Raw genomic sequence first — 10,524 nt, forward strand, 5'->3', positions numbered from 1 at the left:
TGGCGGTGAGCGTCGAACGTTCGGCGAGCCGCGGCGTGCTCCTCCAATACGCGGCCCGGCGCCGAAACAGGCCGCGAGCGGGCTCGTCAGGCTTCGCACCACCGGTCATCGCATCCGAACCGTCATCAGTTTCCGAGTCGTGACCCGGAGGGCACCCCTGGGCGTCTCGCCGCCGGTTCGCCATATCGACTCATGGTGCGTCGCTCCCGTGGGCTCCCCTAATGATGGGTTCCAGTGGGCAGAGATCCGAGACCGGCCGCTTCTCCCACGCTAGTGCTGTGGCCACGAACGTTCACGGTGTCGAGCGGACGGTAACCTCGGCGCGGTGACGGAGGACGACTTCATGATCAGGCTGAGCCGGGACGAAGCGTTGGTGCTCTCAGACTGGCTTCACCGGATGATGGGCACTGCCGATTTCGACGAGTTGGCCGATCGCGACCGCGCAGTGTGGTCCCCGCTATATCGCATCTCCGGGACGCTGGAGACCTCGCTGGCGGAGGTGTTCAGGCCGGACTATCCTGTCCGGCTGCAGGCGGCGAGGAACCGGCTACTGGATGCGCTCGGCGAGGTGGGACGACCAACCGGCGACGCGTGACGGTCAGGCTGCGCGGGCGGTGGGTTGGCCCCAGCGTCGTTGTCGTTCGCTGCGGATGCGGGCGCGTTCGCGGCGTTGGGCGGTCAGGACGTCGGGGTGGCGGGCGTTGGCGTTGCGCCAGCGCAGGTATTTGTGTAGGTGACGGATCAGTGCCGCGTGGTTGGGGTGGTTCGAGTCGGCGATGACGAAGGTACGTAATGGCCCGAACTGGGCCTCGATCGGGTTGGCCCAGGAGGCGTAGGTCGGGGTGAAACACAGTTCGACCTTGTTCCGGGCTGCCCATGCGCGGATCTTCGGGCCTTTGTGCGCGGACAGGTTGTCCAGGATGACGTAGATCGGTGCTCCGTCGGGTCGCGCGCGGCGGATGGACTTGAGCGCGGCCAGGGTGTTCGCGGCGCTTTTGCGGCGGTGCACGACGCCCCAGAGCTGGTCATCACCGACGGAGTAGCAGCCGTGGAACTGCCGGACGCCGTGCAGCTTGTGATAGTTCGCGGGCAGTCGGCGCGGGTGGCCCTTGGGCGCCCAGCCGGCACCGGCCTGCGGGCGGATGACGAGGGGGCCGAACTCGTCGAACGCGAACACCCGATGCGGGAAGTTGCTGGTGACGTGGTCGATGCGGGCGAGTTTGGCGTCGCGCTGGGGGTCGGTCGACTCTTTCCACGTCTTGGTCCGCTGGAAGGTGATCCCGTGCTTGATCAGCAGTTGCCGCAGCCGTTCCCGCCCGATCGCGATCCGGCGGTCCGGCCGTGTGGTGAGGTAGTCGGCGAGCTTGCGGATGCTCCACCGGGTGAACGGCCGCCCCAGCGCTTCGGGGCGGGTGTTGGCCGTCGCGACGATGAACTGTTCGTCGTCAGGACTGATCAGGCGGGGACGGCCACCCGCCCACCGAGGGTCCAGGCTGGCCATGCCCATCTCGTTGAACCGGTGGATAACCTGCCGGATCGTGTCCTCGTCCGCCTGCACGAGACGGGCGATAGCCGGCACGGTGTTCCCGCCGGCCGAGGCGAGCACGACCATGGCACGCCGTAATCGGATCGGTGAGCCGCTACCTCTGCGAGTGATGCGCAGCAACTGCTGACCCTCCTGGTCACTCAGCCGCCGTACGCGTACAGGATCTGCCACCATCACAGCCTGACCGCCACGACGTCGCCCGGCCGACATGCCAGACGGCGTGTCACCCAACACCGTGAACGTTCGTGGCCACAGCACTAGCGGCCAGCAACGCGCGAAGTGCTCCGACCCGACCCTATCGGAGACAGAACCAGCTGACGCCTGATTCGCGTTGCCCCGATACACCACGCGCCGCCCGACGTGGTGCAGCAGCACAATCTGCTTGCCCTCGAGCAGGCCCCCGTCGACACCCGCGTTCGCGGTGAGATCCGCTCATTTTGCGTCGGCGGCGCTCCTCCGACTCAGCCCCTCGATGCGACTCTGGTCGACTGGCAGTTTGACCAGACGGTTGTAGCGACCTCATCACTGACATCGCCGCACCCCGCAGGGGGATGATGGCCTCGTCGATGCGGCCTTGCCGAGCCCGCCAGCCGGATAACGCAACACCATGGGCTTCGCTTACCAGGTGTCGAGGTCGAGTAGTTCGCGGCGGGTGAGTTATCCGATCTCGCTGTCGGGCAGTCCCTGGCAGCACATGGTGCAGCCGACATGCGATCCCCCGTCATACGCCCATGGGCGGACGGGGAGTTAGGCCATCGATCGAAGTCGCCCAGAACCGTTCGCTGATGGCGGTCGTCGACACCGGCGCGGTGTAGAGACCCACGTCGGCGGGCTCCAGACGACGACGTCGGCCTCCGCAGCACTCGCCAGTGAGGCTCGGCCTCCGGAGGGGCCGGCAACGCCCGTCCCACTATCTGGACATGCAACCGCAGCGGCAGGATGATGATCAAAATGCAGACGGACAGGACCTCGTCCAACCGGACGGAGCGGGACGCGAGGCATCTTCGTCGCACGAGCACCCACCGAGCACCCAACCGACCACAAGGGACAAGAAAGCGAAGGCGCCTGACCTTTACTTCCGCAGGTCAGACGCCTCTTGATCTTGCGCGCCCGAAGGGATTCGGCGAACCCCTAACCTTCTGATCCGTAGTCCGAAGTGAACGCGCCCACTTTTCCAGGCTCGACTCTATCGCAAGATCTGTCCGACGGCAACCGCTTCAGTCCGGCCGTATCCCACCGCGTCCGTGCAGGACCAGGGCCCGCAAGCGTCACGCATGGAGGTTGATCGATGGTTTGGCCCACCTCGTGAGCGGCCAGAAATCCGGCCCCGTCCCGGAGCGTCCGTGTCAGTTCCCCGACATCCGAGCACCCACCGAGCACCCACAGCCCCACCTCAACCTGGCCGATTCGCGGGGGTCGAACTGCAGATCGTGGCCCGCGACGCCGACGTGAAAGGCTTCCAGGTGTTGCCCCGGCGGTGGGTGGTGGAACGGTTTTTCCCTGTTGGGACGGTGCAGACGGTTGGCCCGCGATTACGAGCGCAAGCCCGCGCACGCCGAAGCGATGATCAAGGTGGCGATGATCCGGCTGATGGCCGCCCGCCTGGCCGGCGAGGACGTTGAACCGCAGGGTCCGATCGAGAACGAAGCGACTCGACGTCTCAACGACGATCTCAACCAAAGTAGCCACCCGATTACCCAACACTTTCTCGGGCCGGTGGAGTCTTACCAAGTACGCCATTCATCAGTCAGGTCCTCGCGGGGAACGCCGTATCGGGCGGATAACGCGTCAAGGTCGACGCCCGCCTCGGTAATCGTTCGGTCTATATACTCGCATAGCACGGCGCGCTCACCAGTTGCAATCGCATCGAAATCGTAATCCTCATTTAGCGCGTTTAGCGCATATACCACCTTTTGAATGAGGGCAATGACCTCGCCATCTGACGGAAAGCTAAGCCCGGCTATATCGCGCTCGAAGACATCGAAAATCTCATCGAAACGCTGGAGCAAACCCGGCGGAAATAGCTCCGCCATGACAGCAAACTCCTCCTCCAAGGCACCCTCAGCAACGAGACGTGCCTCTTCCGCGATTCCGTCACGCCATTCACTTGATGGCCTCATTGCCACTTGCCCCACCTACTAACATGTGACGCCGCCGGGGGCTTTTCCGCCGCCAGGACCGCTTCCATAAATCTTGTACATTGTGGGATTATTCGTGTTATAGGGAAGCCCGGCCTTTCCGCCGAATTCGTCGAACACCTCACTTTCAAGCTGGTTCAAGCTGATACCTGCACCGGGCAGCCGAAATTCGACACCCGCAATATTATCGCGGGTGAATCCGGCCTTGGTAAGTGTGCCTCTCGGGCTAAAGTGTTGCCGCCATCGCGTAGCAATGTCTTTCCCTTGGCCAACATACTTCTCGCCAGTGTCCAGCGTAATAATATAGACGCCGGGAGCATGAGGAAGGCCAAACGGGTCCGGCCCAGGAGCGTTGTGCACAAGGACCGGCGTGTCACCGGCCAGCACATAATACGTGTGGATGGCAGCAACAGTAAGGTTGTAGACGGTCTCGGTTTCGTTGCGGTTGGCCATCGGGCCGACCACAACTGGAGTTCCATCCGCTGCCAACAGCTGGTCTCCGAGGTCCAAGGCGTCCGCTCGTTGCCACTGCTGGTCGGTTTCGTTCCAGAAGGGATGGTCTTCGGTGGTGGTTAGGGTGGCGCCTTCAACCTCAAGGCGCACCACAGCGTCCTCGTGTACCCAGACCCGCGTGACCTCCCGGGCACCTTGCTCGCCGGTTTCTGGGTCGGCCGCGACAACCTTGTCTCCTGGCCTGATCTCACTTATTGCCTTGGTGCTGCCGTCTGCCATGAGGACTCGAGTGTCACCGCTAAAGCTACAGAAGGCGGTGACGGCCTTGTAGCCGAAGGCGTTAACGTCTCCGATTCCCCCCTTGCCCTGACCGGAGGCAAGGGCTTTCAGCCGGGCGAGCAGGGCGGCTCCGCCAGGAAGGGATTTCAGTCCTCCGATAAGGCTGCGGCCTCCCATGGCCTCGACGCCACCGGCTACGGCGACCAGGATCTCGCCGCCTTCGATGAGTAGGGCCGGACAAGGGGACAAGCCGCAGTTCCACCTGTAGCCGAGTTGGTTCAGGCAGTTGGTGTTGATGTCACCGCATATCAACCTGACCCACTCGCTGTACGGGTCGTATCCGGCCTTCACCTGGTTGCGGGCGGTTGCGCAGCGTGACGCCATACCGGGGGCCTGGCAGTAGGGGTTGTCTTCGCTGAAGGTTTCCAGGAACAGTTGCTTGTTGCGCTCTAGTATCTCTTCGATGTTGCGGTCGGCTCCGGAGATGCTGCCTGAGCCTTGGTTGGCTGTTCCGCCGGATCCGGTAGAGCCGCCCGTTGACTGGCCGACGTCAGCCCCCCAGCTGGGCGAGCAGTGGCCGTTGTCGCAGGCCTGGCCGCCGCCGGGGTCGAGTCCGTCGGGGTCGGACAGGGTGATGGGGTTGTTGTTGGCGTAGGTGTAGCCGTGGATCTGTTGGGGGTCGGTAAGGTCCATGATCGGGTCGACGGAGATGAACCGGCCGATCTGGGGGTCGTATTCTCGTGCGCCGAGGTGGGTGAGGCCGGTGTTGTCCCGGGTTCCGCCGACGAATCCCTTGTCGTTCGGCCAGGCGGGGTCCGCTCCTCTGGGGGCGCCGAATGGCAGCTGTCGGCGTACTGTCGGGGTTTGGGTGATCGCGGTTACCGCGACCTGGGCGGTGCCTTGTGGGTCTGCGGTGAGCCAGCTGAGTTCGCCGTTGGTGCGGGACGCGACGATGGCGCCGCCGTGTGTGTAGTAGCGGGTGCAGACGTTGGCGTTGGTGGCGTAGGTGTGGCGGATTTCCTGGCCGGGCAGGTAGAGGGTTTTGCCGGTCGGGTCGCGGCGGATGAGGCGGTTGCCGTCGGCGTCGTAGATGTAGCGGGTTTCGCCGGTGTCGTCGGTGCTGGTTTCGAGGTGGCCTTCCGGATCCCAGGTGAGGGTCTGGGCGCCCGTAGAACTGGGCCGGGTGCGGGTGTTGCCGGTGGCGTCGTAGGTGTAGCTGCCGGTTTCGGCGCCGCTGGTGGAGGTGAGGGTGTGTGGTTGCGGGCTACCGGCTGGGGGGTAGTGGTAGGTGGTGGTGGCGTTTCCGGTCGAGTTGTGCGCGACCTGGGTTTGCCGGTTGCCGACTTTGTCGTAGGTCCATTCGTGCCAGTACGGGGCCGGGCCGCCGAGCGTGCTCGCGTCTGGGTTGGTGCATGTGCCGGTGGATGGTGTCCAGGCGTGGCGTAGCCGCTGGTGGTGGTCGTATCGGAAGCACTGGGTGTCGTCGGCCGGGTCTGGGATGGTGTCCTTGATTTGGGTGATGTTTCCGGCGGGGTCGTAGCTGTAGTGGATGTCGGCGAGGCCATGTGCGATCGAGGAGTCGGGGTTGGGGAGGGTCTTGGTGAGGGTTCTGGTGAGCCTGCCGGTTTCGGGTTCGTGGTCGAATGCCTGTTCGGCGCTGCCTCCGGTTCCGGTGTGCAGGATGACGCGCAGGGTTTGACCGAGGGCGTTGTAGTCGGTGCGGGTGACGTAGCTGGCGCTGAGGTTGCCGTAGACCGTGCGGAGGGTGTTGGGCAGCCCTAGGTCGGTGTATCCGTAGGTGAGGGTTTCGTCTGGGAGGTCGCTGTTGGTGCCGGGCATGGCGAGCTCTGCCAGGGAGCCGTCGATGTTCCAGGTGTTGTCGAAGTTGTAGGTGCCGGCGAGACCGGTCTCGGTCGCGGGGATAACGACCTGGGTGCCCGTGGGCTCGTAGGTGTCGGTGTAACCGGTGACCTTGACTTCGTACAGGGTGGAGCCGACCGCCCTGGTCGATCTGCTCAGGTGTCCCTTGGCGAGGGTGTCGTAGAACCATTGGGCACGTGTCGGGCCGCCGGGCTGATTCTCGTATACCACCCGCTTGCGGTTGAGTTGGTCGTACACGTAGGCCAGGGTGTTACCTTCGGCGTCCGTGCTGGTGGTGATCCTGCCCGCGTTGTCGTAGGTGAGCGTGGTCCGACCTTTGTCGGGGTCGTTGGTTTCGGTTTGCCGCCCGCGGATGTCGTACTTGTAGGTCCACTTGTTGCCGGCGGGGTCGGTGACCTCGGTGAGTTGGTCCTTGCGGTTGAAGGCGTAGGCGGTGGTGTCCCAACTGCCGGTGATGGCCGGGGTCGGGGTCGGGCCGTGGTATTGCCGTAGTTGTCTGGTGCGGCCCTGGACGTCGACGATCAGGGAGAGGGCGGTGCCGCCGTCCGGGGGTGTGGAGTCGATGCGGTCTCCGGCGTGGTAGGTGCTGGTGCGCCACCGTTCGACGCCGTAGGGCTGGAAGATCGCGGCGGTGACGCGGCCCAGACCGTCGTATACTTTGCGGTTCTGCGTGGGCACGTTGTGCTTATCGGTGGCCGTCTCCAGCACTGTGCCGGCGGTTCCTGCGGTGTGGTAGGGGCTGTAGGTGAGGACCTCCCGGCCGGCGGTGTCGTAGAAGGTGTCGGTGAGGAGGCGTCCGCCGAATGGGGAGGTGTTCTGGGTCTGCCGGGGGCGTAGCAGGCCGTCGTAGAGGTTGTAGGTGGTGATGTAGTTGCCGGCGGCGTTGAGTCGTGAGGTGGACACGGCGGTGGCGGTGGTGGTGCTGAGGTGGTAGCCGAAGGTGGCGTTGGCGCTGTCGGTGTCCTTGGTTCTGCCGGGTAGCCAGACGGCGGTGAGGCGGCCGAGGCCGTCGTAGGCGAGGTCGGTGCGCTTGCTGTTCGGGTCGACGATCGTTGTCGAGTGACCCCACGCCGGGTTGATGGTCGTCGTGGTGGCGTGCGCCAGCGGGTTGGTGACCTTGGTTGCCGTGACGGGGCCGTCGGATGCCGGGGTGTACTCCGTCTTCGTCTCGTAGCCCATGGCGTCCCAGGACGAGGTCGCCCGGCCGTGGACGTCGTAGGCGGCGCGGCCCTTGGTGGCGAAGGTCGGGGCGCCGGCGTTCCACGCTGTCATCTCGTCGGTTCGGGTCACCAGACCCCGGGATGGCGCCACCTCGAACTCGTGGTTGTCGTAGAAGGTTCGGGCCTCGCCCATGACGTCGTCGTCGGTGAGAGTGCCGGTGGTGGCGGAGCATTGCGTGGCGTAGATCTGGACGCGGTGGACGCGGTCCATCAGCCAGTTGTCGGTGTTGCGGGGGGTGTAGTCGTACTTACTGCACTGTTCGTCGCCGGGAACGCCGTCCTGGCCGAGGTTGTCGACGCTGGTGGCCATGCCGTAGCTGTCGTAGCTGGTGGTGGTCGTGGTGGACCGTTCACCACGGCCGGCGTCCAGGGTGGTGAACTTCTGGACGGTGGCGACGCGGCTGTAGCGGGCGGTGACGGTGTCGCCGTTGATGGTGCGGGTGGCGGTCGCCGGTGACGGCCAGGGGACGTTCGTCTCGCGTGAGACGACGGGTCCGGTCGGGCCGTTGAAGACCTTGGTCTCGCGCGTCATGCCGGCGTACCAGTCTTCGTCGTTGATGCCGTCGACGGTGGCGGTCCGGGTGCCGCCAGACGGGGCCAGTTTGTCGCCGTGCATGCCGCGGAAGTATCGGGTTTCGGTGTAGGTCTGTTCGCCGGGCTCGCCGATGGTGACGGCGACCTTGCCGTAGCCGCGGTAGTCGGACCAGGTCTTGTGTTTCTTGTCGATGAGGCCGTCGTCGTCGGTGTAGTGCCAGGCGGCGCCGTCGGGGTAGTCGTACCGGTAGACGACTCGAGGGCTGCCCTGGGGGTCGGTGCCGCCGGTGTTGTCCTGTTCGTAGATGGTGGTGACGACGTACTTGTGGAACCAGTCGGTGACCGGGTTCTGGTAGCCCTCGGGTTCCCAGATCACCGGGTAGCAGCGGCGGGTGTTGGTGTGCGGGGTTGGCATGGGTTGGCCGGCTTTGCAGTCTTCGGCCGAGTAGTTGACGCTGATGCTTCCGCCGGTTTCGTTGCGGATCTCGGTGATCCGCATCCAGTTCATCGCGGCGGCGAAGTCTCCGGTGGCGTCGACCCGGTTCGCCAGTTGTATCCAGGTGAATTCGATGTCGGGCACGGTGGTGGTGCCGCCGACGAGACCGGCGTGGGAGATCTTGTCGAGCCAGAGGCCGGCTCGGGTGCCGTCACCGGGGTCGGGGAACGAGTGGGTGAGGGTCCATCGTTCGACGTTGGTGTAGCCGCTGCCTTGCCGGACCTGGGTGGTCACCGTCGACAGGCGCTTGGTGGACCAGAAGGTGGGTTGCAGGTCGTCGGTGCAGGATGCGCCGGAGCATTCCTGGTCCCAGGGGGTGTCGGGCCAGCGGATCTCGTTGTGGGCGCCGCAGTCGCTCAGGCAGCGGTCGGCTTCCTGGAAGTCGACCCGCAGGGGTGCGGGGGTGGTGTGTACGGAGTCGACGCCGTTGATCTGGCGGGTGCCGTAGTCGATCCGGTCGAGCCATCCGCCGCGGTGGTAGGTGGCGTCGTCGTTGGGGTCGAGGTTGCGTCCGTACTTGTTCGACTCCTGCTTGTACCAGTAGGAGATCGAGTTTCCGGAGGGGTCGACGACGTAGTCGAGGTTCCACCGCCAGGCCTGCATACAGTCCGAGTCGGCGAACGCGGTGGCGTGGCAGGGCTCGTTGGGCTCGTTGCCGAAGACGGGGACGGTGAGGGTGGAGTTGGTTACCGGCTTGTCGGTGGTCCAGCCGGGCAGCCGGTTGAGGCCGAACCAGTACTGGACGCCGTCGGGGGCGGTGACGACCCAGTGCTCGCCGTTGTTGTCGCCGTTGCTGGCGCCGGTCTCGCGACGGATCCGGGATCCGTCGTCGCTGCGCAGGTGCCAGCGCCCCTCGCTTGCGTTGTAGATGAGTTCGCCGGAGGTGCCGTTGAGCGACAGGACGGCGTTGTCGGTTTCCCAGCACAGGTCCCCGGTCTTACGGTCGTTGTTCGCCGAGGGGTTCGACGAGTCCCTGATGTCCTGGGCGCAGGCTTTGTAGCGGCGCTCGATGAAGCCGCCCGAATCGATCTCGAATCCCTCGCCGATCCAGGAGGGCTGGTTGTTGGAGGCGGCGTGGCGGCCGTCGACCGACTGGGACGAGTAGCCCAGGGCGACGACCGGGGCGGTGCCCCCGGGGGCTGGTGGGGTCCGCATCGGGTACGACCAGGTGAATGCTCCGGAGTTCCCGCCCGCCGTCCAGGTGGAGGAGGCTTGCAGCGAGGTGGCGGAGTAGTCGCCGGCGGGACCGGACGGCGCCGCCGTCAGGGCGAGAAGGGTGTCGGTGGCGCTGACCGGCACGGTCGCCGAGACCGTTCGGGCCGCGACGTTGTTCCGCGACGGCAGCGGCGTACCGACGCACCCTTTGTCCTGGGGTGTGGTCAGTGCGCATGGCGGCAGGGAGATGAGGCGCAGGCGGCTGGCCCAGTCGCCGCCGTATGCGGTGGCGAACGGACGGTAGTCGACCGTGAAATCGGCCTGTCCGGCGGTGGTGGCCCCGTCGGCGCGGGCGACACGCATCAGCAGGCCCTGGACCGATGCTCGGGCGGTCTCGGCCCGGTCGAGGACCTCGACCCGAACCTTTTCCGGTGCCATGGCGGCTTGGCGGGGCTGCTCCGGTGCTGCGATGCGGATCGGCAGGCCGTCGGCCTGTTGCGGCTCGCCGGCCCGGTGGGCGGTGGCCAGGTCGACGACGGTGCGGCCGGCGGCCGGCCAGACGGGTGCCGGTTTGTCGCCCGCTACCGGACCTCGTTTGGATGCGGGTGCGGGGTTGGGCTTGACCTTGGTGGTGGGCACGGTTGGTACCGGTGTCGCTGACCACGGCGTGCGGTCGTCGCCCGGGTCGGCGTGGGCAGGTGGGGCGTGCAGGATGCCCGCGGCGAGGGTGGCGACAACGGCGGCCGCGATTGCGGAACGGCGTGCTTGGGGCCGGTGTGCCAGTTCTCGGGTCGGCAGTGGTCGGGGTTGCGCGGACGGCGT

The 10,524-nt window shown here is 65.8% G+C and carries 4 protein-coding genes and 1 pseudogene; 2 read left to right on the forward strand and 3 right to left on the reverse strand.

Annotated features, from left to right (window positions below):
* Positions 1-325 precede the first annotated feature (325 nt).
* A complete protein-coding gene (locus ACQEVC_RS08030; protein ID WP_432874635.1) occupies positions 326-595 on the forward strand; it encodes a hypothetical protein in 270 nt (89 codons plus the stop codon).
* A gap of 3 nt (positions 596-598) precedes the next feature.
* Here ACQEVC_RS08030 and ACQEVC_RS08035 read toward each other — a convergent pair whose 3' ends face one another.
* On the reverse strand, positions 599-1,717 hold the full coding sequence (locus ACQEVC_RS08035) for an IS630 family transposase (protein WP_432891150.1): 1,119 nt from the start codon (positions 1,715-1,717) through the stop codon (positions 599-601).
* A gap of 1,250 nt (positions 1,718-2,967) precedes the next feature.
* On the opposite strand from ACQEVC_RS08035, the pseudogene ACQEVC_RS08040 reads away from it, so the two are divergent.
* Positions 2,968-3,154: pseudogene (locus tag ACQEVC_RS08040) on the forward strand (transposase); the annotation flags it as partial.
* Positions 3,155-3,270: 116 nt separating this feature from the next.
* On the opposite strand, the gene ACQEVC_RS08045 reads toward ACQEVC_RS08040, so the two are convergent.
* A complete protein-coding gene (locus tag ACQEVC_RS08045; protein ID WP_432892091.1) occupies positions 3,271-3,672 on the reverse strand; it encodes a hypothetical protein in 402 nt (133 codons plus the stop codon).
* A 12-nt stretch (positions 3,673-3,684) separates the two neighbouring features.
* Positions 3,685-10,341 (reverse strand): polymorphic toxin-type HINT domain-containing protein, encoded by a 6,657-nt coding sequence (locus ACQEVC_RS08050; protein ID WP_432874638.1) that lies wholly within the window; start codon positions 10,339-10,341, stop codon positions 3,685-3,687.
* Positions 10,342-10,524: the final 183 nt, after the last annotated feature.

The organism is Plantactinospora sp. CA-294935 (assembly GCF_050936445.1).
Classification (GTDB): domain Bacteria; phylum Actinomycetota; class Actinomycetes; order Mycobacteriales; family Micromonosporaceae; genus Plantactinospora.